Source organism: Streptomyces vastus (assembly GCF_039532825.1).
In the GTDB taxonomy this organism is placed as follows: Bacteria; Actinomycetota; Actinomycetes; order Streptomycetales; family Streptomycetaceae; genus Streptomyces; species Streptomyces vastus.
The window spans coordinates 49,314-74,082 of record NZ_BAAASJ010000041.1 but is presented as its reverse complement, the minus strand read 5'-3'; the positions used below and the strand labels follow the sequence as shown (position 1 = coordinate 74,082).

The 24,769-nt window shown below is 66.2% G+C and carries 27 protein-coding genes; 15 read left to right on the top strand and 12 right to left on the bottom strand.

Annotated features, from left to right (window positions below; translation table 11 throughout):
* Positions 1-10 precede the first annotated feature (10 nt).
* Positions 11-1,354, bottom strand: a complete 1,344-nt coding sequence (locus ABD357_RS20780) for a tyrosine-type recombinase/integrase (RefSeq protein WP_344391996.1) — start codon at positions 1,352-1,354, stop codon at positions 11-13.
* A 1-nt stretch (position 1,355) separates the two neighbouring features.
* The gene (locus ABD357_RS20775; protein WP_344391925.1) at positions 1,356-1,658 is read right to left on the bottom strand and encodes a helix-turn-helix domain-containing protein; all 303 of its coding nucleotides are present in this window, start codon (positions 1,656-1,658) and stop codon (positions 1,356-1,358) included.
* Positions 1,659-2,134: 476 nt separating this feature from the next.
* On the opposite strand from ABD357_RS20775, the gene ABD357_RS20770 reads away from it, so the two are divergent.
* From ABD357_RS20770 to ABD357_RS20755, 4 genes are all read left to right on the top strand, one after another.
* A complete protein-coding gene (locus tag ABD357_RS20770; protein WP_344391924.1) occupies positions 2,135-2,356 on the top strand; it encodes a helix-turn-helix transcriptional regulator in 222 nt (73 codons plus the stop codon).
* A 669-nt stretch (positions 2,357-3,025) separates the two neighbouring features.
* Positions 3,026-4,195 (top strand): DUF3631 domain-containing protein, encoded by a 1,170-nt coding sequence (locus ABD357_RS20765; protein ID WP_425584950.1) that lies wholly within the window; start codon positions 3,026-3,028, stop codon positions 4,193-4,195.
* A 399-nt stretch (positions 4,196-4,594) separates the two neighbouring features.
* Entirely contained in the window at positions 4,595-4,996 is a 402-nt protein-coding gene (locus ABD357_RS20760) for a plasmid mobilization protein (RefSeq protein ID WP_344391921.1), read from the top strand.
* Between the two features lie 4 nt (positions 4,997-5,000).
* Positions 5,001-6,680 carry a relaxase/mobilization nuclease domain-containing protein gene (locus ABD357_RS20755; protein WP_344391920.1) on the top strand — a complete coding sequence of 560 codons (1,680 nt, stop codon included), beginning with the start codon at positions 5,001-5,003 and terminating at the stop codon, positions 6,678-6,680.
* Positions 6,681-6,755: 75 nt separating this feature from the next.
* Here the strand turns inward: ABD357_RS20755 and ABD357_RS20750 are convergent, their stop codons facing one another.
* Complete coding sequence (locus tag ABD357_RS20750) at positions 6,756-7,952, bottom strand: helix-turn-helix domain-containing protein (protein WP_344391919.1); 1,197 nt, start codon at positions 7,950-7,952, stop codon at positions 6,756-6,758.
* Positions 7,953-7,958: 6 nt separating this feature from the next.
* Complete coding sequence (locus ABD357_RS20745) at positions 7,959-8,435, bottom strand: NUDIX hydrolase (RefSeq protein ID WP_344391918.1); 477 nt, start codon at positions 8,433-8,435, stop codon at positions 7,959-7,961.
* 168 nt (positions 8,436-8,603) lie between these two features.
* Here ABD357_RS20745 and ABD357_RS20740 point away from each other — a divergent pair, with 168 nt between their 5' ends.
* From ABD357_RS20740 to ABD357_RS20705, 8 genes are all read left to right on the top strand, one after another.
* Positions 8,604-9,407 (top strand): TauD/TfdA family dioxygenase, encoded by an 804-nt coding sequence (locus ABD357_RS20740; RefSeq protein ID WP_344391917.1) that lies wholly within the window; start codon positions 8,604-8,606, stop codon positions 9,405-9,407.
* Complete coding sequence (locus ABD357_RS20735) at positions 9,404-9,652, top strand: hypothetical protein (protein WP_344391916.1); 249 nt, start codon at positions 9,404-9,406, stop codon at positions 9,650-9,652. Before ABD357_RS20740 ends, ABD357_RS20735 begins: the two co-directional genes overlap by 4 nt.
* Entirely contained in the window at positions 9,649-9,885 is a 237-nt protein-coding gene (locus tag ABD357_RS20730; RefSeq protein WP_425584946.1) for a DUF7848 domain-containing protein, read from the top strand. Before ABD357_RS20735 ends, ABD357_RS20730 begins: the two co-directional genes overlap by 4 nt.
* Before the next feature lie 297 nt (positions 9,886-10,182).
* A complete protein-coding gene (locus tag ABD357_RS20725) occupies positions 10,183-10,329 on the top strand; it encodes a hypothetical protein (protein ID WP_344391913.1) in 147 nt (48 codons plus the stop codon).
* A gap of 16 nt (positions 10,330-10,345) precedes the next feature.
* A complete protein-coding gene (locus ABD357_RS20720; protein ID WP_344391911.1) occupies positions 10,346-11,539 on the top strand; it encodes a JmjC domain-containing protein in 1,194 nt (397 codons plus the stop codon).
* Entirely contained in the window at positions 11,536-12,441 is a 906-nt protein-coding gene (locus ABD357_RS20715; protein WP_344391909.1) for an aldo/keto reductase, read from the top strand. The genes ABD357_RS20720 and ABD357_RS20715 overlap by 4 nt, the downstream gene beginning before the upstream one ends.
* On the top strand, positions 12,422-13,246 hold the full coding sequence (locus ABD357_RS20710; RefSeq protein WP_344391908.1) for a phosphotransferase: 825 nt from the start codon (positions 12,422-12,424) through the stop codon (positions 13,244-13,246). Before ABD357_RS20715 ends, ABD357_RS20710 begins: the two co-directional genes overlap by 20 nt.
* A gap of 263 nt (positions 13,247-13,509) precedes the next feature.
* On the top strand, positions 13,510-14,595 hold the full coding sequence (locus tag ABD357_RS20705; RefSeq protein ID WP_344391907.1) for an SAVED domain-containing protein: 1,086 nt from the start codon (positions 13,510-13,512) through the stop codon (positions 14,593-14,595).
* On the opposite strand, the gene ABD357_RS20700 is transcribed toward ABD357_RS20705, so the two are convergent.
* The 4 genes from ABD357_RS20700 to ABD357_RS20685 all read right to left on the bottom strand — a co-directional run bounded on the left by ABD357_RS20700 (position 14,568) and on the right by ABD357_RS20685 (position 17,903).
* Positions 14,568-16,403 carry a ThiF family adenylyltransferase gene (locus ABD357_RS20700; RefSeq protein ID WP_344391905.1) on the bottom strand — a complete coding sequence of 612 codons (1,836 nt, stop codon included), beginning with the start codon at positions 16,401-16,403 and terminating at the stop codon, positions 14,568-14,570. The two genes, ABD357_RS20705 and ABD357_RS20700, sit on opposite strands and share 28 nt — an antisense overlap.
* Positions 16,400-17,410: an SMODS domain-containing nucleotidyltransferase gene (locus ABD357_RS20695; RefSeq protein WP_344391903.1), complete on the bottom strand. Its 1,011-nt coding sequence runs from the start codon at positions 17,408-17,410 to the stop codon at positions 16,400-16,402. Before ABD357_RS20695 ends, ABD357_RS20700 begins: the two co-directional genes overlap by 4 nt.
* A gap of 207 nt (positions 17,411-17,617) precedes the next feature.
* Complete coding sequence (locus ABD357_RS20690; protein WP_344391902.1) at positions 17,618-17,791, bottom strand: DUF3892 domain-containing protein; 174 nt, start codon at positions 17,789-17,791, stop codon at positions 17,618-17,620.
* Positions 17,751-17,903 carry a hypothetical protein gene (locus ABD357_RS20685; protein WP_344391999.1) on the bottom strand — a complete coding sequence of 51 codons (153 nt, stop codon included), beginning with the start codon at positions 17,901-17,903 and terminating at the stop codon, positions 17,751-17,753. The genes ABD357_RS20690 and ABD357_RS20685 overlap by 41 nt, the downstream gene beginning before the upstream one ends.
* A gap of 181 nt (positions 17,904-18,084) precedes the next feature.
* On the opposite strand from ABD357_RS20685, the gene ABD357_RS20680 reads away from it, so the two are divergent.
* Together ABD357_RS20680 and ABD357_RS20675 are read left to right on the top strand one after the other, a co-directional pair.
* The gene (locus tag ABD357_RS20680) at positions 18,085-18,621 is read left to right on the top strand and encodes a helix-turn-helix domain-containing protein (RefSeq protein ID WP_344391900.1); all 537 of its coding nucleotides are present in this window, start codon (positions 18,085-18,087) and stop codon (positions 18,619-18,621) included.
* On the top strand, positions 18,618-19,175 hold the full coding sequence (locus tag ABD357_RS20675; protein ID WP_344391899.1) for an ImmA/IrrE family metallo-endopeptidase: 558 nt from the start codon (positions 18,618-18,620) through the stop codon (positions 19,173-19,175). The genes ABD357_RS20680 and ABD357_RS20675 overlap by 4 nt, the downstream gene beginning before the upstream one ends.
* Before the next feature lie 411 nt (positions 19,176-19,586).
* Here the strand turns inward: ABD357_RS20675 and ABD357_RS20670 are convergent, their stop codons facing one another.
* The 3 genes from ABD357_RS20670 to ABD357_RS20660 form a co-directional block, all read right to left on the bottom strand.
* The gene (locus ABD357_RS20670) at positions 19,587-20,675 is read right to left on the bottom strand and encodes an SAVED domain-containing protein (RefSeq protein WP_344391897.1); all 1,089 of its coding nucleotides are present in this window, start codon (positions 20,673-20,675) and stop codon (positions 19,587-19,589) included.
* A 146-nt stretch (positions 20,676-20,821) separates the two neighbouring features.
* Complete coding sequence (locus tag ABD357_RS20665) at positions 20,822-21,760, bottom strand: hypothetical protein (RefSeq protein WP_344391896.1); 939 nt, start codon at positions 21,758-21,760, stop codon at positions 20,822-20,824.
* A gap of 509 nt (positions 21,761-22,269) precedes the next feature.
* Positions 22,270-22,833 (bottom strand): GNAT family N-acetyltransferase, encoded by a 564-nt coding sequence (locus ABD357_RS20660; protein ID WP_344391894.1) that lies wholly within the window; start codon positions 22,831-22,833, stop codon positions 22,270-22,272.
* A gap of 248 nt (positions 22,834-23,081) precedes the next feature.
* On the opposite strand from ABD357_RS20660, the gene ABD357_RS44780 reads away from it, so the two are divergent.
* Positions 23,082-23,765, top strand: a complete 684-nt coding sequence (locus ABD357_RS44780) for a zinc finger domain-containing protein (protein WP_425584944.1) — start codon at positions 23,082-23,084, stop codon at positions 23,763-23,765.
* A 324-nt stretch (positions 23,766-24,089) separates the two neighbouring features.
* Here the strand turns inward: ABD357_RS44780 and ABD357_RS20655 are convergent, their stop codons facing one another.
* Entirely contained in the window at positions 24,090-24,494 is a 405-nt protein-coding gene (locus ABD357_RS20655; RefSeq protein ID WP_344391892.1) for a MerR family transcriptional regulator, read from the bottom strand.
* Between the last annotated feature and the right edge of the window lie 275 nt (positions 24,495-24,769).

Genomic DNA, 24,769 nt, shown 5'->3' with positions numbered 1-24,769 from the left:
AGAGGGGCCGTCAGGCGGCCAGGGCACATTGAGGGCACATTGGTTTTGCTGGGGGCGCTGATGTGCCCTGGTCGGCGGGCGGGTCACCGCCGTCTTCCACCTCGGCCTCCGCCTCCGCCTCCGTGAAGGCGTCGTCGATCGCCTTACGGGTGCGGGTCTCGCTGGACGGCAGCAGGTGCGTGTACGTCCGCAGCGTGAAGCCGGGGTCCGAGTGGCCGAGGTACTCAGAGAGCGCCTTGATGCTCTCCCCCGCGTCCAGGAGCACGGACGCGTACGCGTGCCGGAGGGCGTGCATGCCGTCTTCCGGGGCCGCCTGAAGGTACCTCGCGCCGCGCTCGCGCGGAGGGATCACGCCAGCGGCGGCCAGGGCGAGCTTCCAGGCGCCCATGTTGAAGACGCTGCGGTTGTAGGCCCGGCTCTTCTCGTCGACGAAGAGGAGGCGGAAGGTCTTCGGTTCGCCGTCCGGCTTGGCCCACGGCAGGGTGACGGCGACGGGCGGGAACTCCTTCATGTGGGCCTTGAGGGCAGCCGCAAGTTGGGCCGGCAGGGGCACTGACCGGATCTTGTTGCCCTTGGGCAGGGCGAAGACAGGCTTCGTACCGACCAGCCGCACCTGGCGGTTGACGTGGATCCAGCCGCCCTTGAAGTCGATGTCGTCGACTGCGAAGCCGAACACCTCTCCCTGGCGCAGGCCGCAGCCGAAGGCGAGCTTGCCGCCGGCCTGGAAGCGCTTCGGGAGTCCGGCGACAACCGCACGTACGCGTTCCAACGACCAAGGGATGATCTTCTTCTTGGTCGCGGTCGGCAGCTTGACCGACTTCGCCTTGCAGGGGTTCTTCGGCAGCAGCCCGTCCTCCACGGCCATGCCGAGGATGCTGGAGAGGATGTCGAAGATGCCCTCGATCGTCGACACTTCCAGTTCCGCGTCCTGGAGCGTACGGATCCAACCCTGGATGATCGAGGGCTGGTTGAGGGACCGTAGCTCGCGCCGACCGAGGTGCTCCACGATGTGGTTGCGGACGGTCGCCTCGTAGCGGAGCGCGGTTGTCGGGCCGACGGAGTTCGCGTCGAGCCACTTCTGCGCATAGGCGCCGAGCGTCTGCTTCGTCTCGGCCGGGACGACGTAGGAGCCGCGACGGATCTCGACGTCGACCTCGGCGGCGCGGTTGTCCGCCTCGGCCTTCGTGTGGAAGTTCTCCTTGCGCTGGCGGCCGTCCAGGTCGCGGTAGCGGACCTGCCAGCGCTTGCCGGTGCCGTGGTCGACGCTGGGGACCATCCGCTTGGTGCGGCTCTTGTGTTCGCCGCACTCGGCCTCGGTGGGCCTGGGGTGGGACTTGTGCCAGCGGTCGTACACGTCAGCCAAGAAGGACCCCCTGGATGTCGGCGGCGTGGGAGAGGGGGCCGTGAGCGGTCGGCAACGGCAGGACGGCCGACGGCGAGACACCGAGCGCGACGGCGATGGTGACGAGGTCGTCGATGTCGCAGCGGCGGCGGGCGCGTTCGGTGCGGCTGAGGGCGGTGTTTGTCATCGGGCGGTCCAGTGCGGTGCAGCGGACGGCGAGTTGCTGCTGGGTCAGGCCGCGCGCGAGGCGTAGGTGCTCGATGGCGCGGGCGGCGTGGAGGCCAGCGGGGCCTATTTCGACAGGTCGGGTTGCCATGACAGATAGCTGTAACTTGCATCCGGGCGCCATGGCAAGAGTTAGTTCTTAAACTCTATAAAAGCCGTTCCGAGGCGAAGTGGTGTTCGTCTCATCGAATTCCGGTACATCGCGAGCCTTTTCAGCGGGAAGGCCGTGCTACCTTCCCTCCGCGTCCCAGAGATGGGCGATTTGAGCAGCTATCAGCCGCGGTGTCCTGTGGGCTGACCGCGTCACTTCTGACTGCCAGGCCCTGCCTCTGAGCTGCTGATGTACCGGATTCCGACCCCTCTCCCGGCCGCTTCGCCGCAGAAAATTTCGGCTTCCGCGGGAGCAATTTCGGCAACCGGGGATCCGCCCTTACTGTTTTGTCTTCCCCAGCCACGCCGAGAGAAGTAGCCAGAGGTTCAGAACCAACTTTGGACTTTTCCCTGGGTGGTGTGGCCGTGTTGCCCAAGCCCGCCATCCAAAACCCCGATCCCGATATGGAGACCTCATTGCCGAACCACTCCCCGCGCCTTGCCGGCGCCGAGCGTGACCAGCTCGCCACCCCCGCCGACGTGGCCGCGTACCTCGGGGTGCCGGTGAAGACGCTCTACCAGTGGAAGTACCGGGGCACCGGCCCCAGCGTCCACAAGGTCGGCCGTCACCTGCGCTACCGCTGGCAAGAGGTGGACGCGTGGCTGGACGCCCAGACGTCGTACAACCTCACGGCCTGACCCCGCGCCTGACGCGGACAGACAAACGGCCCCCGGCGCGCCAACGCCGAGGGCCACACACTCCCCTGCCGAATGCCCATCCCTGAACGAACGAGCTGGTGAGGGGCGGGACTTGCCCGTCCTGCCCCTCACCGGAGAGGAACGCCTATGGAGGACTCTACGTCCCCCACCACGAACGAATCCCCCACCACCTGGCCCACTCCCGCGGTCCCCGGCGAAGGCATCCCCTGGCACCGCGGGGACCAGGCGGACACGCTGTCCCCTACATCGGGGACCGTCGAGCAATCGGCAGTTGCGGAAGTGCGCGGTCCCCAGCCTCCCGTCGACACAGCTGCTGTTGGGGACCGTCCCGGCGACGCACCCGGCGCCCGGTCCCCGCAGGTCACGGTCCCCAAATCCACATCCGGCGCAAACCCGCAGGCCAACACCGCGAAAACGGGGACCGGTCCCCAAGCGGAGACAGTTACACCAGGGGACCGCAATGGGGACCGTGATCACGGTCCCCGCCGACCGCTGGGTACCGACAAACCCGTGACGGGGACCGCCCAGCAGAACTGGACCGGTCCCGTCGACGCATGGGGACCAAATCACAGGGCCGGATACCGGCCTCCTCGGGGACCGGAAGACCGCACGGAGCATTCCGGTGAGGGTGCGGAATTGCTGGATGAGTTGCGGGCGGCGATCGGCAAGTACGTGGTACTGCCACGTGAGGAAGCCCTCACCGCAGTCACGCTGTGGGTGGCAGCGACGCACATCCAGACTGCTCTGCAACACGCGCCCCGCCTGGCGGTGATGAGCCCGACGAAGGGCTGCGGCAAGTCCCGCGTCTTGGACGTGCTGCACGAGACCGTGCACAAGCCGATGATGACGGTCAACACCTCCCCGGCGGTCATCTTCCGCGTCATCGGCAAGAACCCACCCTCTCTGCTGGTGGACGAAGCCGACACCATCTTCGGCCCCAAGGCGGGCGACAAGGAGGACCTGCGCGGCCTCCTGAACGCCGGACACCAGCGCAACCGGCCCGCCTGGCGGATCTCCGGACCCGAGCACAAGCCCACCCCGTATCCCACCTTCGCCATGGCTGCGCTCGCGGGCATCGGCGACCTGCCGGACACGATCACGGACCGGGCAGTCGTGCTGCGGATGCAGAAGCGCAAGCCCGGCGAGAAGGTCGCCCCGTTCCGCTCGCGGTACTCGGCGCCTGAACTCAACGCGCTGCGTGACCGGCTGGCCGCCTGGCTGGGACCGCTGCGCAGCACCGCTGCCCATATGGTGCCGATGATGCCGGTGGAGGACCGGGCGGCGGACACCTGGGAACCGCTGGTGATCATCGCCGACCTGGCCGGCGGCCACTGGCCCGTGAGCGCCCGTGCGGCCTGTGTGGCGATGACCCGCTACGAGGCGGTCCAGGACGAGCAGACCAGCCTGAAGACGCGGCTGCTGCGCGACATCCACCGCATCTTCGAGGCACATGGCAACCCCGAGGCCCTGTCCACCCAGGACCTGGTCGCCGCCCTGCTCCAGGACGCCGATGCCCCGTGGGCGGAGTACGGCACCAAGGGGCTGAACGCCTACCATCTGGGCAACCTGCTGCGGGACTTCGGCATCGGCTCCGCCAACTACCGTTTCGACAAAGACAGGCAGGCCAAGGCGTACGCCCGCAACCGGTTCCTCGACGCCTGGGCCCGCCACTGCCCCGGTCTCACCGAGGCGGCGCCCGAGCCCGCGCACGACGCCACGCCCGCACGCCCAGCCCAGGGCAAGCCGCCCACCACTCCGGCGGGTTCGCTGCCCATCGGCCCGCCCGGCGGCCTCGCCGGACCTACGCGCGCCCGCTGACCCGCCTCCCCTCTGGGATCCGTATCACTGCGTCGCGTCCGTCCCCGCGCAGGTCAGCGCGGGGACGGACGCCCTTGCCGGGACGCACTTCTCCGTACCTGCCCAAGCGTCCGTACCTGTGCTGACCAGGCATGCAACGGACGCAACGGACGTGACACAGCGCCGCCCCACCTGACCGCCGGAGAAACACCCATGCACGAACAACACCAGGAACTCCCAACAACTCAGCAGCAGATACCCATCACCTCAGCCCCACACAGCACAGCAAGTTGTCGGGTAAGGAGTCCTTACCCGGCCTCCGCCCCGGGAGAGGCGGAGGCATCCGGCGCCGAGGGGGCGCCGGGATCGGCCGGCCCGGGGGAGCCGACCGGGACAGGGGGCAGCGAGCCGTCGTCGAACGTGCCACAGCAGTCCGCGCCGCGTCGCCGCCTGCGTGACAAGCAACTGCGCGAGCACCGCGTCCATCCTCGCTACAACGACGACGAGTTCGACCTCGTCCAGAGAGCCGCCGCCCTGAGCCGCATGAAGCCCGGCGGCTACGTCGCCGAGTGCGCGCTCGCCGCTGCGCGCGCCGACGATCCCACCGCAGCCGTCGCCGACTACCGCGCTCTGGTGAAGGCGCTGATGGCCGCCAACGGGCAGCTGGGCAAGGTCGGCAGCAATCTCAACCAGCTCACTCGGCACCTCAACATGGACGGCGCCTTGCCCCACCCCGACATCGTCCAACGGCTCCTGGAGCGCGTCGAGGCGTCCATCGCCGAGCTGGACACCGCCGTCGCCCAGATCACAGACGGGCGGTGAGCCATTGATACCGAAGATCATCCTCGGCAAGGGGCCCCAGGCCACGCGCCGCACGATCGGCTACCTCTTCGGCAAGGGCCGGGCCAACGAGCACATCGACCCGCACCTGGTGGCCTCCTGGAACGGCTTCGCCCCCGACCCCGGCCGCAGCCCCCACCGCGACCCCAAGGACGTGGAGGCCCAGCTCGCCGCGCAGCTCGACCAGCCCGTGAAGATGCTGGGCGACAAGGCACCCAAATACACCGTGTGGCACTGCCCCGTCCGTGCCGCACCCGAAGACCCGATCCTCACCGACGCCCAGTGGGCGGACATCGCCCGACGGATCGCGGCCGCCGCCGGCATCGCCCCCAAAGGCGACGAGGAAGCCTGCCGCTGGGTGGCCGTCCGCCATGCCGACGACCACATCCACATCGCCGCCACCCTCGTACGGCAGGACGGCCGCCGCCCCCAGCGCGATTACGACATCCGCGCCGTGCAGAGGGAAGCCCGCCGGATCGAAGTCGACTACGGGCTCAGGCGGTTGAAGCCGGGCGACGGCACCGTGGCCAAGCGCCCCACCAGCAAGGAGCACTTCAAAGCCAAACGCCTGGGCCAGGACGCCACCTCCCGCGAGATCCTGCGCCTGCGCGTCCGCCGCGCGGTGGCCGCCGCGTCCACCGAGGCCGAGTTCTTCGCCCTGCTGGAGACAAGTGGTGTGACCGTGCGCCTCAAACTCGGCCCGTCCGGCGACGCGCTCGGCTGCAACTTCGCCCTGCCCGGCGACACCAACGACAAGGGCGAGCCCGTGCTCTACGCCGGTTCCACCCTCGCCGGCGACCTCTCCCTGCCCAAGATCCGCCAACGCCTCGCCACCACCACTCCCGAACCGGTGGCCCTCCGGCCGGGCAACCCCTGGCACCAGGCCACCGCCGCCACCGAACGCATCCCCCACCACCTGGCCCTCAGCGACGACGCGGTGGCCCAGGGCCAGCTGGCCGCGCTCGGCGGAGCACTCGACCTGCTCCCCCTCACCGCCCCCGCCGCGGTGCGGACCGAACTCGAACGAGCCGCCGTCGCCTTCGAGCGCGCCACCCGCTCCCGCATCGCCGCCGACCATGCCAGCGCCCGCGTCCTGCGCCGCAGTGTCCAGGCGCTCTGGAAGGACCCCGCACGGCATGGGGACGGTGCCGGGCTGGCGATGCTGCTGGACGTCGCGCTCACCGCGGTCGCCTACGCGATGCACTGGCACCGCACCCGCCAGCACGCCCAGCAGCAGGCGGCCGCCGAGCAGACCCTCATCCACCTGCAGGCCGCGTACGCGCAGATCGCCGGACCGGTCCTGGCCGGCCTCGCCAGCCGGGCGCCCAGCCCGCAGACCAAGCGCCGCTACGCCCACCAGCTCCAGCAGGCGGCCCCCGAGCAGGCCGAGCGCATCCTGGACGACCCCGCCTGGGACGCCCTGGCCACCGTGCTCGCCGAGGCGGAAGCAGCCGGACACAACCCGACCACGGTCCTCGACCGGGCCCTCAGTCAGCGCACGCTGGACGACGCCCACAGCCCCGCACGAGCACTGACCTGGCGCATCCGCCGCCTCGGCGAACGCCACGCACCCGGCCCACGAGCCCAGGCAGCCAACGCCAGCCATACCACTCAAGACGCCGCGACGCCGCCTCCACGGCAGCCGCCGCAAGGGCAGCGGCGCTGATCAGTCGACCCGGCGACGTGTGACAAGGATGGTCAGTCCCTGGCGCCACGGCCCAACTAGTCGCCCGGACCTGGATCAGGCGGCCATCTCGCTGCGTATCCGGTCCAGTGACTGCGAAGCGGCGGCCTGCTGAGCAGGGAGCCGTGGCCCTGCAGTTCTCATGATCCGCTGTAGCTGATGAGGGAGGCGCTGCACAACGGCCTCCTGGGTTGCGGTATCGAGCGACTGGGCGGCGCCGCCCGTGTCGTTGGCGAGTAGTTGGACGTGCGCGACAGTGATCAGTTCGATGACGCGCCACTGTGGAGCCACGACAGTGGTGGGCACTGGACTGTGTTCCACCAGTCGCATAGCCATGTCGGTGCGCCCCGTTGAGACGAGACCGCGCAGGCGGATCTCATGGAGGGAGAAGGGATTGAACAAGCTGGTGTGGTCGACACGGTCGAGCAGGGCGTCAGTCTCCCGCATCACCCGGTCGAACAGTTCGCCGTTGCCCAGCCCGCCGGCGGCCCGGGCGAGCAGCGGCAGCGCGGCAGCGCGGGCGTTTTCGTCAGGCGCGGTGGCGACAGCGCGGCACAACCGCTGGACCGCCGCGCCCCGTAGGTTGGCCTTGCGCAGCTCGTTGCCGTGCATGCGCAGCACATACGAGGTCATGCCCGGGTCCCCGAAGTACTCGGCGATCTCAAGGCTCTTGGCTGTCCAGCGGGCGGCGGTGGTAAGGCGTTCCTCCGGCAGAACGTTGCCCAGGGCGACGCCGAGACCGACGCGGGCCCGGGCAAGCAGCCGCAGAACGTCCCGCTCGGTGTGGCCGTCGTCGACACGGGCTTCGAGCCGAGCAACGAGCGGCCACAGCTCGGAGACGGCTTCGGAGGCGTGCCCGGACTGGCGGGCGATCTCGGCAAGCCGGACGGTCGACTCCCCGAACTGCAGCATCGCCCGGTGGTCCGTGTCGGTGGGCTCGGTGATGCCGAGGACGTGGGGCGGCAACCGCAGAGCCTCGCAGACACGGCGCCGGGAACCGATGTCGTCGAGGGCGCGCTTCCCCAACTCCAAGGCGGAGATGTAGGTCTTGTCGTAGCCGAGGAGTTCAGCGAGCGCCGTCTGGTTCAGGCCGTGCACACGTCGGTAGAAGCGAAGGATGCCGGCCAGATCCCCTGCGGCCAGTACAAGTTGGGCCTGCGGTGTCGCCCAGTGCCACTGGGCGTGCCGGGCCGAGGGCCGGGGAGGCGGGAGCCTGCTCTCACCCGCCCGGTTCGCGATCTCGCTCCCGGCCATCGTCGGCTACATCCGCTCGTAGTCGTCCAGGGCCGTCGTGCCGTCGTGCCCGCTGCCGTACCAAGCGGCGATGGCCCGCTTGTAGCCGTCGGGCATGTTCAGTGCCGGTACCTCGTCGGCGGTGAACATGCCCAGCTGCTTGTGCTCGTGACTGACAACAGGCGGTCGCTCGGGGGTCAACACGGTGCAGCCGTAGGTCACGATCAGCACCCGCCGCCCCGGGATGGGCTGGTAGACCCACACGCCGCCGTCGATGAGCGGGCCGGCCTTGACCTCCCAGCCGGTCTCCTCCTGGATCTCACGCTCCAGCGCCGACTCAGGGCTGCTGTCCGGCAGTTGTTCGCCATCGGGGCTGCCGATCTCCAGTCGGCCTCCGGGCAGCTCCCACTCATCACGCTCGTTCCGCAGCAGCAACACGCGATCACGCGCGTCGAGCGCAACGCCCTTCACGGAGACGGGCCAGAGCGGCGGCGTGTACGTCATGACAGTCCTCGTCCTGCGGTGTGCGAGCCGGGTCTTCGGAACGTAGCACGCCCCCTTCAACCCGCCGCCCAGACGGCCGATTTGTCCGAGTCGACAGTCTGTCGCTTTACCCAGACCACCCCGCCTCCCCACTCTGATCACACCGACCCCGATCGAAGGAGTACGGCGATGCTCGACGCCTCCGCAGGCTCCGAGACGCTCTTCGCGGACCACTACGTCGACCTCCGCACCCCGCACGCCAGCGACGTGATCGCCGCACAGCTTCGTGAGACCGGCCTGGTCACCCTCAACGGACTGACCACCCGGCAGGAGGTCCTGGCGTTCGCCTCGCGGATGATGGCGATCACGCCTCACCCGCACGGCGCCCCGGACGGCCTGACCCTGATCCACGACACGGGCAGCCACGCCCACCGTGCCGGCTTCGCCGGCCTCGGCAGCGGCGAACTGCAGGCCCACACCGAACGGTCGGGCAGCCCCACGCCGCCACGCCTGATCCTCCTGGCATGCATGCAGCCGGCGTCCGCAGGCGGTGAGACCCTCCTCGCCGACGGACGCGAAGTCCACGCCCGCCTCATGGGCGAGAACCGAGACGCAGCAGTCGCACTCTGCCAGCCCAGGACCGCCTACTTCGGCGCGGGCTCCGGCCATGCCACCCAGGTCTTCACCGTCCAGGCCGACAGCCGTTTCTCCATACGGCTGCGCCAGGACGGTCTGGCCCGCTGGAGTCCCATCGTCCAGCCCTACCTCCCCGTCCTCCGCAGCGCCATCGCCGCCAGCCAGTACCGCCTCCTGCTCCAGGCCGGACAGGGCTATCTGCTGGACAACCACCGCTGGCTGCACGCCCGCACGCGCTTCACCGGGGACCGGAGGCTCCTGCGTGCCCTGGGGGAGCCCCGTTTCGCCCTACCCGGCGGTTTCGCCGCGCACCCGACATCCGCCGTCCTTCCCAAGACCAGCGAGCCCGTCTCATGAGCTCGCTCCCCGAGGAGGTGGCCGATGTGACGGACGCCGAACAAGCCGACGTGGGAACGCTGATGGTCGACAAGCGCAACGACCAGGTGGGTAGGGTCATGGGGCACGCGGGGCCCTACGTTCAACTCCGCCCCCTGAAGGGCGGCAGGGAGTGGGACGTTCCCCCTACGGAACTTCGCCATCCCACCCAGGCCGAAGAGCTGAGCGCCAAGGTGGCCGTAGCGAACGGACGGTGGGGGCGATGAGCCCACGCGCCGTCCTCCGGCACGAGACCTGGACGCTCGAACCCGACCGGGAACCCGATGCCGAACCGACCACGTACGCGATGCAGTGCGCCGTGGACGGCGAGACTTCCTCATCCAGCGAAGACTTCGCCGAGCCCCAGAACTGGGTGCTGGAGCACTGCGGCCGACACCCATCGCACCACACGTACCGGGAGATCATCACTCGGCCCTGGCGCGCCTGGCGGCGTACGTGACGCGACGACCGGTGGCCTCGCTGTGTCGTTTCGCAGGACCACTACTGATCATCGCAATCGCTGCCTCGTGGGGCTTCGTGATCGGTGTCCCGGTCTCGCCCGCCCCGGCCGACCGATGAGTTCCCGTCCCCGCCGGACGTAGCCGATCGAGAGGTTCCCCCCACTCCGGAAAGCCCTGGCAGGGACGGGCCGCAAACCCCGCTCCGGACGGATCAACGGCCCGACCCCATGGACAGGTCGAGCGCCGTCCGGAGCGGGTCCGCATGGCCACTTCGTCCCCAACTCCGAGGAGGAACAATGCCGAACAACACGGTCCCCAGCCCGACGACCGGTCCGGCACAGCCCGGGCTGGTCAAGGCACGCCGCCGGATCCAGGCCGCCCGCGAGCGCGGTGTCACCCCGTCCGACGGCGGCAGCACCGGCCGCACCGACGGCAACGACTGATCCGGGAGGAGACGCGTTGTCGCCGCTGAACCTGGCGGCCCACCTGGGCCAGGACGAGTTCCTGGCCCAGGTGCTCCACCGCCACCACCGCCACGTCCCCGCCGCCCTCCCCTACCCGGGCAAGCTGATCACCTGGGACGACGTCAACACCGTCCTGGCCACCCACCGCCTGGAGCCACCTCGTTTCCGCCTGTCCGCGGACGGCGAGATGCTGCCCGCCCACCGCTACACCGCGCCGGTCACCACCCGCCGGCACACCGTCTGGCAGCGCCTGCATCCCACCGAGCTGCACGCCCGCCTCGCCGAGGGTGCCTCACTCGTCATCGACGCCATCGACGAACTCCACCTACCCATCGGCCGCGCCGCGATGGAGCTGGAGCACTGGCTGCGCACCGGGGTGCAGACCAACCTGTACGCCTCCTTCACCGCCCGCGAGGGCTTCGGCGTGCACTGGGACGACCACGACGTCGTCGTCATCCAGATCGACGGCGCCAAACGCTGGAAGCTGTACGGCCCCACCCGCACCGCCCCCATGTACAAGGACACCACCGGGCCTGAGCCGCCACCGGAAGAACCGGTCGTGGAACTGGTCCTGCGTCCAGGCGACTTGCTGTACCTGCCGCGCGGCTGGTGGCACTCGGTGGCCGCCTCCGAGGGCGAGCACTCCCTGCACCTCACCTTCGGCATCCAGACCACCACCGGCGCTCAACTCCTGGCCTGGCTCGCCGACGACCTGCGCCGCCACGACGTCTTGCGCGAGGACCTGCCCGTGCACGCGACCGCTGCTCAGCAGGCCGCCTACCTGGAACGGCTGCGCAAGGAAGTCACCACCGCGCTGGAAGACCCGGGTCTCATCGCCCGGTACACGGCAATGCGCGACGGCACGGACCTCACCCGCCTGCGGCCGAGCCTGCCCCACATCACCGGCGTCCCTGCCGACCCGGAGGTGCGCGTCAGGCTGACCACCACACGCGCCCGCCTCGACCGTGCCATCGACGGGGACGGAGTGGTGTTCAGGGCCTGCGACAACGAGTGGGAGATGGCCGAGGAAGCCCGGCCACTACTCCAGTGCCTGATGTCCGCCACTCCCAGCGCCATGCCTCTCAGTGAGCTGGCTGCCGCAGCACGCACCTCTGTCGCGGATGTTGCCGCCGTCGTCTCCGAGCTCATGGACGGCCAAGTAGTCACGGTAGAAGGGGGCGAGCGATGACAACGGCCCTGGGTCTGGGCACTTACCGCATCCGCCCTTCCGCGCTGAACGACGCCGTCGTACGCGCGGCCACCGATCCCGCTGCTGCATGGATCGACACCGCACCCAACTACCTCGGAGGGCAGGTGCAGCCGCTGCTCGCCCCCGTTCTGGTTCGGCATCCCGTCCCGGTCTCCACCAAAGTCGGGTTCCTCACCGACCAGGCCGCCAAGGACGCCGTTTCCGACGGAAGTCTTACCGCCCAAGACGCGGATCGCGGACACTGCCTGAGCACCCCGTACGTCCACTGGCAGTGCGCCCGCAACCGCACCGAACTCGGCCGCGACCACCTGGACCTCGTCTTCGCCCACAACCCCGAGCGCACCGACGGCGACCCGTACGAAGCCCTGCGTAACGCCTTCACCGCGCTCGAAGAAGAAGCAGCCGCCGGAACCCTAACCGCATACGGCGTCGCAACCTGGGACGGCTTCGACACCGGCATCCTGAGCATCGCCACCCTGCACCAGCTGGCCACCGAAGTTGCCGGCACAGAACAGCACCACCTGCGAGCCGTCCAACTGCCCGTATCCCTCGTCACCGCCACCGCCTTCGCCCAAGCACTGGACGGAGAGGGCCCCATCGCACAGGCAGCCGACCTCGGATGGCAGGTGTACGCCTCGGCACCCCTGTTTGGCGGCGAACTGCCCCACTTGGCCACCCGCGAACTCACCGCAATGCTGAACCCGGACCTGACCACCGCGCAGGCGTGCCTGCTAGCGGCGGCATCCTGCCCTGGGGTGACGCGGATTCTGCTCTCCGCATCCACCCCGGCACACTGGTCCGAGGCCCAGACCGCTCTGCGCAACCCGGCCGTCCCGGTTCCTACGCTGCGAAAGGTGCTGGATGTACTCGCCGCCAACTGACCCCACGGCCCAGCAGCGCATGCGCCGGGCCTTCGCGGGGTCCGCCGAGACCCTGGGCGTCACGATCGCCGGCCCCGAGGTCTGGGGCTGGCACGGCCGCACCCTCAGCAGCCGCGTCGAGCACCCGGACCGAGGCGCCTGCTGGCTGAGGCTGCTCTCCACACCGCAGGACAAAGCGGCAGGAAAGATCTGGGAGGGCAACTGCCAGGCCGCTGCGCTGTTCGACGGACACGTCCACAAGCCCCTGCTGTACGACACCACGGAGTCAAGCAGCGCCAGCTACGCGTACCGAGCGGAGCTGCACCAATACGTCGACGAACCTGCCTCCTTCCCCAGCCCCGTACTGTGCACGGATCTCGTTTCACCGCGCTCGTGGTGGGACTCCCTCCGCACCGACCTGGAGTACGTGAACACCGTCCCCACGGACCGCGTGGCCGTACGGCAAGAGTGGGTGGACCGCAGCGTCCCGCGCTACCTCGGCATGCCCGGCCCCCGGATCACGGACTGGGCGACGGCCCACGGAGACCTGCACACCGCCAACCTCACGAGCACCACCCCCTACCTGCTCGACTGGGAGGGTTTCGGCCTGGCGCCAGTCGGCTACGACGCCGCGATGCTGCTGGCGTACTCCCTGCTCGTCCCCGAATTCGCCCACCGCATCCGCGACACCTTCCCCGTGCTCAAGACGGAGCTCGGGCGCGTTGCGCAGATCGTCGTCATCACCGAGTTACTGCAGTCGGCTTCCCGCGGGGACCATCCCGAACTCGTCCCCGCGCTTCGCGCCCTGGCTACAGAACTGGCTTGACCAGTTCGTCGGCGGCCATCAACAAGCCAGCCCATACAGCACCCGGCACCGAGGGCAGCTGAGTTGTTCAGAGTTCCCGTTGTAAAGGTGGTTGCGTCATAGCGTCGAGTCGGCGGGGCGAAGGTGTTGCGGAGGTAGGCGGAGTGGACAGGCACAGAGCGGCGCGCAGGCCGCGCAAACCATCTGCAAGGGTGCGTCTTGAGGTCTGGGTCCGCAGCGGAGGCAGGTGCGTTCTGTGCAACGAATACCTGCTAGAAGGTGCCATGTCAGCGCGCACCCTGAACTTGGGCGAGTTGGCTCATATTGTCGGCCAAGGCACGGGTGTCCTGTCTCCGCGTGGACAGGACCCGCTGGAAACCGACCTGCGGGAAGATGCCAACAACCTGATACTCGTCTGTGCCAACCAGCACGGTGAGATCGACTCCAGTGGCGCGCTGGACGTGTTCACGGTGGAGATGCTCCGCAGGTTGAAGCAGGAGCATGAGGACAGAATCCGGCACGTGACGGGCCTGAGGGCAGACCGTGCCACCACGGTGGTGCGGATGGTGGGTCAGGTCCACGGGCAGGAGGTGGAACTGTCTCGGCAGACGGCCTCCACCGCTGTCGTGGCCGCGCACCGTTTTCCGCTCTTCCTGGAGTCCTACGCACGGCATGGCATTGAGATCGATCTGAGGGGTGTGCCCAGGGAATCGCCCCTCGTCCCGCATGGGGCATTGGAGGCTGCGGTTTCAAGCCGTGCCTACTACCGCTTGGCGGCGGAGATCATTGACGACGTGATCGAGCGACAGTTGCAGCGAGGGATCGTGCGGGATTCCGTGCGGCATGTCAGCGTGTTCGGCTTCGCGCGTCTGCCGCTCCTGGTGCACCTGGGATCCCGTCTGGATGACACTGTGCCGACCGACATCTATCAGCGTCAGCGGCGGGATGAATCGTGGATGTGGCGGGACGACGGTCCGGCTGTCGACTTCACCGCTCGCGTTAATCATGATGCCCCGGCCGGAAGCGATGCGGTGGTGCTCATGAATGTGTCCGGGTCCATCAGGCAGCAGGAGGTGCCGGCGGAACTGGCGGCCCTGCGCCGCTACGAGATCCGGCCGGTGCAGGCGCCTATGTGTCCGGATATCTTGCGTGACCGTGAATCCTTGCGTCGGTTCGCAGCCACGCTTCGGGACTTCTTCGCCCTTCTGGAGCTGGAGGCGAAGACGGTGCGGCGCTTGCATGTTCTCCCAGCGGTGCCGATGTCCGCGGCGGTTGCGCTGGGCCGTGCCCATCACCCTCAGGTTCATCCGCAACTGGTGATCTACGAGCGGCTGGAAGGGGATTACGTGCCGACGCTCGAGGTCGGCTGATCCAGTCGGTCTCCGCGGCCCGGGCTGGGAAACGTGGGCGAGGACGCTTGTTGGGGTGTGTAGGGCACAAAGCGGTGTGCTGGGTGGGTGCCTGTGTGGGGCTGAGCGCACAGGTGGGTTCCGGAGAGGGGATGGCGCAGCTGCATGCCCAGGAGGGTGACGAGGGTGGCGGTGATGCCAGCAAGGTCAGCGGCGGATCCGTGGAAGGTGGGAACGGAGCATCCGCGGGTGGGCCGAATCTCGTCACCTGGTTCCGGCTCGATCCACAGCGCGTGGTAGGGCTCCAGGTCTGGGGTGGCCAGGACGTGCCGGCCGGTGGCGTGATCGATGGCCGACGGACCCTGGCCGGTGTCCGGCGTTGAGATGCTGAGGACTCCGTGGCTGGCGCTTGCCGTGTCTGTGGCCATCTGAGCCAGCACGGCCTTGCGGCCGGGGAGGCGTGCCAGAAGGTCGAGGAAGCGTCCTGCAGTGACGCTGACGGTGGCGTCGATGATGACGTCGGCCTGCTGTGCGGCGTCCAGCAGTGTGGGTGACGGAGGCGGGGCGGAGATGTCGACGATGAGGTCGTCTCGAATACTCCTGAGGCGTTCTGCCAGGGCGATGGTCTTGGCTGAGCCGATGTCGTTCTCGGTGTAGTTCTGCCGGATGAGCAACCCCCCGGTGATGGTGCCCAGGTCGCTCAGCGTGATGTGGGCGGCTCCTGCTCGCGCCACCAGTTCGGCGGCCCACGCGCCGATGCCGCCGCATCCCCAAACTTGGATGTGAGTGCCGTAGAAGGCGCTGACCGGCCGTTGTACATCGCGGCGTGTGGTGACAGCCGGCCGCTCATCGGAGAGGTAGCACCATTCGAGTGCGGCCTCACGGACGTCGACGGGCAGCGAGGAGAGTTGGCGTGGCGCCGTAATCCGGGATGCATGGCGCAATGCGTCGCTGACCTGGGCAGGCAGGCGTCCAGCCAGGAGGAAGTACGGAGCTGCGGCGAGGTTGGGGTGCGGGACAGCGAGGACAAAATACTGGCATGTTCCGTGGGGGTTCCTGAGCGCGCTGTTGGCCAGTGCCGTCAAGAAAGCGGGCGACCGTAGCCCAGGCTGTGGGCCGGTTGGCGGTGTTCCAATCGGCGATGTGTCGTCGATGCGGAAGAGGAGGTCGGCGAGTGTACGGCCGGCTCCGAGAGGCAGGGAATGACTGAGAGCCATTACCGGAAGGCGGAGGCTGTGATCGCCCGCCGAACGGTCAGACAGGTCGAGCCGATGGGTGGAGCGTGGGGTGAGCCAGCCGGTGCGTGCGGGGCTGCGCGGGTCTGGTTCTCGCACCACGATCGTGGGAGTGCCGGGTGTGCGGTGCACGACTCCTCCCACGGCATGGAACAAGGCGGTGGTGGCGTCGAACCGGTTGGCTGCTGCATCGGTAAGCCACTGCCACAGCCGGTTCAGGACGGGCACGATTCCTCCTTCCGGGTCCCATTCGCGGGCGGCATCGAGGTATATGCACAGCCGATAGCCCTCCAGTACGTGCGGATGGCCAGCGAATCGTGTGTGCGGGGTCTGCACCCAGGGAGGCACCAGGGTGGACGGCGGGAGGGTGAGGAGGAATTCCTCGTCCTCACCCAGGACCAAGCCGCCTTCGATGTGCAGGAGGCCCGCCGTGTGGAGGCTGATCCTCACGGCTGCTGGTCCGCTGGGGTCGACCTCTGGGCGGCCCATGATGCGGATGTCCTGGGGGCGGTGCGTAGCCAGCCTCTTGAGGTCCGCCAGCAGATGCTGTTGCCACGGATTCAGCCTGGGCGGGGGCGGCTTTCGCTTGGTCATCCTGCGCGTCCTGTCCGGGAGGTGGTGGTGATGAGGGGCGGCAGCGGGAACTTCGGGCCGACCGCAGGCGGGGTGGACGACGCGGACGGACGGGGCGGTTCGGGGAAGCGGCTACCGAACAGCTCGCGCCACAGGCGCACGCTGGTGTCCTGGTCCGTCTCGTCGTAGGCCGCTCGGATCTGGGCGGCGTGGGTGTGGATGCGGTCGCGGAAGTAGGCATACGTGACCTGGTCCCAGCGGTGGTCGAAGGTGACGCCTGATCCGGAGGGGTCGGGTATGGAGGGCTTGAGCGGCCGAGCCTGCAGCCAGTCGTCGAGGTCTTCGACGATGGTGAGGAGTGCAGTGGGCACGTTGCCGTAACAGCCGGACCGGATCAGGGCGTTGGCCTGGGAGACGCGTTCGCCGAGCAGCGTGGTGAGGATGATGGACCGTGTTCCGGTGAAGGAGTTCTTGTGGTCGCGCAGGTACTTCATCAGCCGGATGACCTTGCGGAGGTTGCCGTTGGCGATGGCGTCCTTGTCCTGCATCCAGGTCGTGAAGCCGGCCGGATTGGTCACCTCCCACTCGTTCTTGTCACGGTTGACGATGACTTGGCGGCCGTCTGCCAGACGAAGGTAGGGGACGATGTCGACGTGCATGGAGTTGGCGTAGCTCAGCTGCACGCAGCGGCACTTGCGGGTGTGGGGCATGTCCTTGTAGACGCTGTGCCGATGAAGTACGGCGTAGATCTTGTCAATGTAGGTCTTCGGGTTCTCCGCCCACTCCAGCACCTCTTCCAGGTGGAGCATGAAGTCGGCATCGAACTCTTTGTCGCCAACCGGGTTGATGATGGTGCGCTGCGCCCACGACCCTTGGGGTTTCTTGCCAAGAATCAAAGGGCCGAGTTCAGGGTCACTTTTGAGGGCCTGGTAGATGGCCTCCACGCGGGCGTCGAGGAGGTCGAGTTTGGCCTGGCTGAGGTTCACGGTGTCCCGCAGAAACGTGGTGAAGCCATTGACGTGCTGCATGGAATCTCCTTTTGTGAGAGACGTGGCGCGAGTTCTGCTTTGCTCGGGCGACGCTGGGGCGACTGGGAATGAGGTTGAAGGCATCCGCGTTGGTCCGGGCTAGAGCAATGTCGGTTGAGGCGCATCGTGAAGTGGATGCCGGGTCTCACCCCATGGGTGCCTTGCCAACCAATGACCCAAGTGGCTGATCTATCTGTTTGGTTGGCCTCAGTACCGAGGAAGCGCCAGCAAGTTGTCCGTCCAGACACCGTCCGCGTAGGTCCGCAGGTACTTCTCGCCGTAGGCGGGAGTGACGACGAGTACGTACGCCCAGTGCCCTCTGTCGTCGTCGGTATAAGCCTTACCGTTCTCGATCCTCGATCCACCTAACGATCTCGGCACGGGCGTTGTCGCCCGTGCTGCCGGTAACGGGGTTCCTCCGCCGGACACGAACGATGTGCTGATGCGTGGTGCCGCCTGGAGAAAGCCGGACCGCCGTGATCTGGATCGCCATGATGCGCGCTCCTTCCTGACGCTGCGTTGGGACCGTCCCTGCAGGTGATGCCGGATGTAGGTCCGCGGGCACGGCAAACGACACCCCGCTTGTTGCAGCAGAGAGTCACTGGAACAAGGTTGAGCGCGAGAGGTTGTTGCAGTCAAGTGGCACTGGCGTTCGAGAGATATGCTCGGCTGGTATGAGGCAGGACGAGGGCCAGGAAGAGCTCCCGATCGACGAGGAGCCGGGCACGCCGACAGAGGTCGAGCGACTCGACATCAACGAACTCGGCCGCCTGCTGCGAGAACGCCGAGGCAGCTTGTCGCTTCGGCAGGCCGCTGAAAAGGCCGGCGTCAGCTTCAGCACGCTCTCTCGCGTCGAAGCTGGCGCACAGCCTGACCTCGCATCGTTCACCGCCCTGTGTGCATGGCTCAGGCTGCCGCCGAGCCGCTTCTTCACCCCCGTCGCGGCCCGCGAGGTCTCTCCCCTTGACCAGGCCATCACCCACCTGCGCGCCGACCCACGACTGTCCGACGAGGCTGCCGAAAGAATCAGCGCCGTCCTACGGGACCTCTACGCCGCCCTGGCAAAAGACAGCGGGCCGACAAAGCCTGCTGTGGCATGCCACCTGCGCGCGTCGCCCTTCCTGCGCCCCGGCGTTCCGGCAAGGCTCGCCTCACTGCTGAGCGACATGAACGACGAACTGCACCGCCTAGTGGAAGCCGGTGAGCTGTGACCCTGCCCCGCGGCTTCAAGGCCAACGCCGAGCGCCAAGCCCTCCACCTGCGCAGTCAGCTCGGCATCCCGCAGTACGGACGGCTTGACGTGTACGTACTCGCCAAGCACCTCGGAGTGAAGATTGTCAGCGCCGACCGCCTCGTTGAGCGTCAGCGCCTCGAGGAACTCGAGCGTATGCAAGCCTTCGCCTTCTCGGCCGCGACTTTCAACGTCAGCGGAGCGTCCTACATCGTCACCAACCCCCTGCGCGCCAAAGGCAGGGAAGCAAGCGACATCGCCCACGAGCTCTCTCACCTGATCCTTGAACATGACCTGGCCGAGGTGCACGAGATCAACGGCATCCCCTTCCGGACCTGCCGCCCGGAGGAAGAGGAACAGGCAACGGCTCTCGGCGCCACCCTCATGCTGCCACGGCCTCTTCTCCTCAACGCCGTACGGCAAGGTCACAGGCCAGAGGAAATCGCCGAAGCCTACGGCGTCACTGAAGAAATGGCGCGGTTCCGCGTCAACACCACAGGCGTAACCAAGCAAGTCCGCCGACGCACCGCCTGACCTCCGGCGAACGAGAACTACCTGACTCAGGTGCCCAATTCATCCGCACGGATCGGCCAGCGCCTCGTATCAGCCGAGGACGTGTGCTGCCTGGCCTTCGCGGACGCCAAGACTTTGTGCGAGTTCCTCGTCGACCTGCTGCGTTAGCCTCGCGCTTTCGCGAGGGCGATTTCCCAAGATTTGACCCAATAAGATAGGAGTGCCTCTAAACTGGACGATGCGAATTGTGTAGGTCTTGTTCGTCGCCAGGAAAGCTGCACTCCTCACAACGCCGCGAGGAACCGCATCAAAATCGCCACGCATTCGAACGGAACGCCACACTGCGACCTGAGACAGAATGCCATCCTGCACTGGCAGGCGAAAGCAGAAATATGGAGAGAACTGTCATGCCGCTAATCCAGACGAGTGAGTTTACCGGATTTCTAGAGCCCGCCGATAGGAACCGTAGTCTACTCGGTCGTACGTGACGATCGAGGGCTGAATGACCGGATCGCGAACTCGCCCCAATGCGATAGCTGCAGAAATCGGTAAGGCACCAAAGAGATGAAGGCGAACTATATTCTTGTGGCGCTTCTCAAGCTCGCCAAAAAACTTACGGAACGTTACTCGAAGATTTTCGAGTGTAGCCCTAGAGTCAATGATCCCCCCGGCAGGAGTTCGATCGATGGGTTGGATGCGGAATACCGGGTAGCGTTTCAGAGACTCAGGGATCTCGTTTTCATGGACTGTACCGGAAATACTTGCCAGTAGAACGGCTTCAGCACCGGCAGCAGCCTCCGGCATATCGACGGTGAAGTCCACCGGAGATTCCGCGTTGGGCCAGACCCACGAGTCGGTAGTTTGATGACGCTGATAGAAATCGACACCATACCCGTCCCCCAGTTTTCGACCCAAGTAGACAAGGAGCGGAAGCCGGGCGAACGCAAAGACACTGACGTGGTCTACGTGGCCTTTCTTTAGCCCATCATTAAGAGCATTATCGACGACTTGATCGATCATAGATTTGGCGGCTCTGTAGTACTCGACAGTCGGCGCCGACTGTCCGCCGAACTCGTCGTCAACAGTGGAGGATTCACCCGGTAGCTGCCTGAGGTCGATTTCAATCCCGTAGCGATCATAGGATAGCTTGAAGTACGGGAAGCGGTCGCCAGAGGCAAGGACGGCTTCGACTGCGGTTCTCTGTGCAAGTTCCAAGGGGCGCCCGCGGAGTTGTCCAATCATGCGCAGAACTACCGTTCGCCGATCACCCCCAAGACCCGTGACGTGCTTGATCCGCTCCTCGTGATTGCGCTTAGCTTCGCGGAGCTTTTGCACGGTGAACATGTCCAAAGTCGCCGGATCGTCAATCTCGGCGTGGCACTCGCCGCACGCGAGAACGATATTGTCGGCCAGATCTCGTTTTGACGTTGGATAGTTAATCAATCCGCGTGGAGAGGCCGCAGACTGCTGCTGTCCCACAATATGCGCCAATTCACCAAGTGACACCGCTTCGCAGGTCAAATTTCCATCGAGTAGATCTCTATTACAAATCGCGCATCGACCACCAGATCGAACCCATACACGTCTTTTCTCGATCTCCTTCAGGTTTGGGCGTGTTCCAACCTTGCGCTGTCGAGATGTCGGCTTCGAATTCAACGTCCAGACCTTTATTTACAATCCGGGAAAATGTGCAGTGTCGGAAATAGCTGATGAAGTGACGTACGAGTTTCGAGCAGGCTTCCAGATGCGGCATTTTCAATGACCCTATCGAAGGTGTCGCACGCGTTAGTCAAGTGCGCAAGGACCTTGCTTCGTCGCATCTCCAACCCGATAGGTGCCCCAATACCGGCAGGATCCGGAGTGAGACCCGAACTCAGAGCTTCATTCGCGTAGTGGAAAAAGGTGCACAGCCCCTCGGTTAGCGTCGTAGGGCGCGTTATGCACGACAGCGCCAATGCCTTGATATTCCAAGATGACAGCGGTTGGCCAGTCTCGCGATTCCATTGTTTCGCGATCCGCACTACGGCATTAAACGACAGGTCGGTTGACGAATTCGCAAGACGTATCATTTCGCTATGCTTGATAGGGTCTGACCTGTCCCACCCTTGACGTTGGAGGTTAGGAATTAGGACCCCTCGCCCTTCTTGATAGTCAAGGGCCACGATCACATCTGCCGTGAAGTCGCGATAGGGCTTCCTTGCATCATCTCCGAACTGAACTACAACTGCCCTCTTTTGTCCAGCGAACTCGGCTGATATTCCGGGATACCGCTTGCGCGCTAGGGTTTCGATGACTTCGCATGCGCATTTCATGATTGCCTCTGGACTACGCCATCGTTCACGAGCAGCCCAAGGCTCACCAAGAACAACACCCAGGTCTACGTCATTTAGCGGGCTTAAGGCGTCACCGTGCGCAATACTGCCATTGATATAAACCTCTTGGCTAAAACCTTCAGTCAGCGCCGAGCTGAGCACGTTCAGACGCTTTTTAGCCTCGGCGTACTCACTGTTGGTAATTGCTATCCGGCGATCGATCGCAAGCAGCAGAGGCTCCAGTTGTCGCTCGGCCGCGCCGGGCTGAAACCTAGTACTGCGACCATGAAGCACTTGAACCTCCTCCCGCGCCAATCTCCAATATTGAACCTCAGGTTACCCGAATATGCGAGGCCATCGATACATGCGCAAATAGAGACCAGCGGTTGCGCCCAAAGAAGTGGTGTACGGGTTCGACCTGGTCCGGGGGTTTGTCTCGGCGCCGAGTGAGGCCCGCATAGACGAACGGCCACAGGCTGATCTTCGAGATGTCGCAGCTCGCAGGAGATCAGCACGACGACCGCACCAAACACTGTGACCCTGCACGCCCTCGCGGAAGGCAACCTCGATGTGGCGTCCCGATCTGCTGTGTGCGATGGTCAAGACGTTCGCCGACCCGCTCATGTCCGCGACACCGACCTCCTCTGCGGCGCGCCGTCTCGGCGCCGAGCCTCTGGCCAGTCTCGTGCCAAGGTCACACCCAGGGCAGCCCTCGCTAGAACCAGCGCAGTCGCAGAAGGTTTTCTCTTCGAAGCTCGGTTGATCACCGGTGCTTTCCCAGATCAGGAAGCGGTACGGCAGCGCTACGCAGTCGTCGGACGTTTGTAAAAGACGCCGGTGACTGCAGGAACGCCCAGCCGCCCGAGGGGTGCCAAGTGCACGCCGGGTGTCAATGACTTCCATGCCACGCGCAACGTGGGTTCTTCTGCCAGGGCGATTGGGTCGCCAAGGAAGTCAACGACCACACCCGCTCCACGTGCTCCGACGCTCCAGCCCCAATGTGTATAGACCGGCACGAGGTCCCGTCGGTCAGCCGCCATCTTTCCCAGTACCAACCGGTGCCCGCTGTCACGCAGGCCGTTCAGCAAGGCATCGTGCAACCTGGCCCCAAGCCCCTGACGCCGATGTTCTACGTGCACCGTGAGGAAGTCGACGAGTCCGATCCTGTGTTGAACCTCCTCCTCGGAGATCGGCATGCCGGCCAGTCCAAGTGCGATGCCCGCACCACATGCCGCGCCAACGACCTCCCCATCTTCTTCCGCCGCCAGGCCGATTCCGTAACGGTTGGCTGGCGACGGCGCCTCCAAGTAGAGATCGAGGTGTCGAAGGTCGCGCACCTCAACGGTCCCGACCAACAGATCACGCACCGCCGACAGATCTGCCGGAGAGAGAGGACGAAGGGTTGCAGAGGACGTCGATCTGACCGGTCGGCGCCGCACTTCAGCGCGACGGCGCGATGCTCTTCCCATTCGCCTGATCATGGCACGTCGCGAACGACGCTGCCCGATGCTCACCAAATTCACCTGCACGGGCGACGGGTGATCGCCACCCACCAGCAGACCCTTAGTATCCAGTTGATTCCGGTGAGCGAGAATTACGTTGAGGTGGATCACCGATGCCAATCACGGTGGCAGCGACGATTGAGGACGACGGCCAGATCACTTTCACGGCGACGCCGCAAGCCTGGCGCGCGATCGCTAGCGGCAACGCATCACACTTCATCCGAGTACTCCTCGCCGATGTGGGCGAGGACAGGGCTGAGCCGTGGATGTGCGGTGTCAAGGGAGCCACCACGCATCGGGCATGTCGGGTCGACACTCGGCATGAACCTTGCCCACACCATGGCGAGGGCTCTGCCGACAACCGATGCGCCGCCCCCACCCGTAAGAACGCTCCCTGCCGGTGGAACCTCAAGGTTCATGGTCCCTGCGCCAGCCACCCCGAGACATATTCGATTTATGCGAGCAAGGTCCGAGCTGCGAAGGCGGCAAAGGAGGTCGAAGAAGGCCGCCGCGAGAACGAACGACGTCGGCTTGCCGAGGAAGCCGCACAACGTGCCTGGCAAGACGGCCTGCTGATGCCCTGCACGTATTGCATGGCAGACCCCGGAGAGCCCTGTCAGCGGCCTGACGGCACCGACTCGGAGCGGTTGCACAGCCTCCGCCAGAAGCTGGCCGGACACACCAAGACCGCCAAAGCCGCGACAGCACCGTGCCCGCGGTGCACAGTCGAACCCGGCCACCTGTGCCTGACATCGTCAGGAGCCGTCTCCCCTGACGCGCATGCCCACCGACTGTGACCCCGAAATGCTGCCCACCCAGTCTCAGCAACGCCCGTGATCAATACACCTCGGCGCCCGGGAGGGCACATCCAGGGCACATGAGCCTGGGAAACGGCGTCGACCAGTGAGAACTACCGAGAGCCGTTTCCGCAGGTCAACGCACATCCCACCGAGAAACCCCAGGTCAGGTCCTCACCGCTTCCAATCGCTGCACGAGTGGCAGGACTTCAGCCATCGGTTGCATGAGGCGGGGCATCAGCCGTACTGCCTTGTGTGGCCCTGAGTTGGGGTTTCTTGCGGATCGGGCGGGGTTTTCGGGTCCCGCCTTCTTCATGTACGGGGTCAGAAGGCCGGAGTCCGCGCAAGGCGCGCGGACAGTGTGGCTGCGAACTCCTCCGCCCGGGCCAGCTGGGTGCGTAGGTCCTCGACCCGCTGTTGTGCGGCCTGTTCGAAGCTGCGGATTCGCTCCAGCAGTTCCGTACGTTCCTCGGGTGGCAGTTCCTCGCCGGAGTCCAGGCGGTCCGTGGCGTCGAGGAGGGCGCGCATTTCGTCGAGGGTGAAGCCGAGTGGCTTCATGCGGCGGATGACCATCAGGCGGGCTACGTCGGACTCGGTGTAGAGGCGGAAGCCGCCCTGTGAGCGGGCGGAGGGGATGACGAGGCCGGTGTCCTCGTAGTGCCGGATGGTGCGCAGCGACAGTTCGGTCCGTGCGGCGACCTCGCCGATCTGCATGTGCTCGCTGCTCACGCCGCGCGCCCTTCTCGTCATTCGCTGCTGCCGCGGGGGCCCGCGCCAATCTCTACTCTAACGTTAGGGTAGAGTTGCCCGGGTGTTGGGTCGGCCGTCTGCCGTGTCCGTTCCCATCGTGCGGGATGTCGTCCCGTGACCGCAGCCGCGTCGGGGCCGACGAAGCCCCCGGCGAAGAGCGATGTCCGTCGTTCGCAGTTCGCAGTTCGCAGGAGAGAGCGTGCGCATGTCCGTGATGCCCGGCGTCGCCGCTGCTTGCCCGCCATGACCCTTCG

Bases quoted from the DNA above. Each gene is read 5' to 3' on its own strand.
- ABD357_RS20710 (WP_344391908.1), top strand. From the start codon at position 12,422: ATGTACTCGCCGCCAACTGACCCCACGGCCCAGCAGCGCATGCGCCGG.
- ABD357_RS20725 (WP_344391913.1), top strand. From the start codon at position 10,183: ATGCCGAACAACACGGTCCCCAGCCCGACGACCGGTCCGGCACAGCCC.
- ABD357_RS20750 (WP_344391919.1), bottom strand. From the start codon at position 7,952: ATGGCCGGGAGCGAGATCGCGAACCGGGCGGGTGAGAGCAGGCTCCCG.
- ABD357_RS20740 (WP_344391917.1), top strand. From the start codon at position 8,604: ATGCTCGACGCCTCCGCAGGCTCCGAGACGCTCTTCGCGGACCACTAC.
- ABD357_RS20735 (WP_344391916.1), top strand. From the start codon at position 9,404: ATGAGCTCGCTCCCCGAGGAGGTGGCCGATGTGACGGACGCCGAACAA.
- ABD357_RS20680 (WP_344391900.1), top strand. From the start codon at position 18,085: ATGAGGCAGGACGAGGGCCAGGAAGAGCTCCCGATCGACGAGGAGCCG.
- ABD357_RS20705 (WP_344391907.1), top strand. From the start codon at position 13,510: ATGTCAGCGCGCACCCTGAACTTGGGCGAGTTGGCTCATATTGTCGGC.
- ABD357_RS44780 (WP_425584944.1), top strand. From the start codon at position 23,082: ATGCCAATCACGGTGGCAGCGACGATTGAGGACGACGGCCAGATCACT.
- ABD357_RS20685 (WP_344391999.1), bottom strand. From the start codon at position 17,903: ATGGCGATCCAGATCACGGCGGTCCGGCTTTCTCCAGGCGGCACCACG.
- ABD357_RS20715 (WP_344391909.1), top strand. From the start codon at position 11,536: ATGACAACGGCCCTGGGTCTGGGCACTTACCGCATCCGCCCTTCCGCG.
- ABD357_RS20745 (WP_344391918.1), bottom strand. From the start codon at position 8,435: ATGACGTACACGCCGCCGCTCTGGCCCGTCTCCGTGAAGGGCGTTGCG.
- ABD357_RS20700 (WP_344391905.1), bottom strand. From the start codon at position 16,403: ATGACCAAGCGAAAGCCGCCCCCGCCCAGGCTGAATCCGTGGCAACAG.
- ABD357_RS20695 (WP_344391903.1), bottom strand. From the start codon at position 17,410: ATGCAGCACGTCAATGGCTTCACCACGTTTCTGCGGGACACCGTGAAC.
- ABD357_RS20730 (WP_425584946.1), top strand. From the start codon at position 9,649: ATGAGCCCACGCGCCGTCCTCCGGCACGAGACCTGGACGCTCGAACCC.
- ABD357_RS20775 (WP_344391925.1), bottom strand. From the start codon at position 1,658: ATGGCAACCCGACCTGTCGAAATAGGCCCCGCTGGCCTCCACGCCGCC.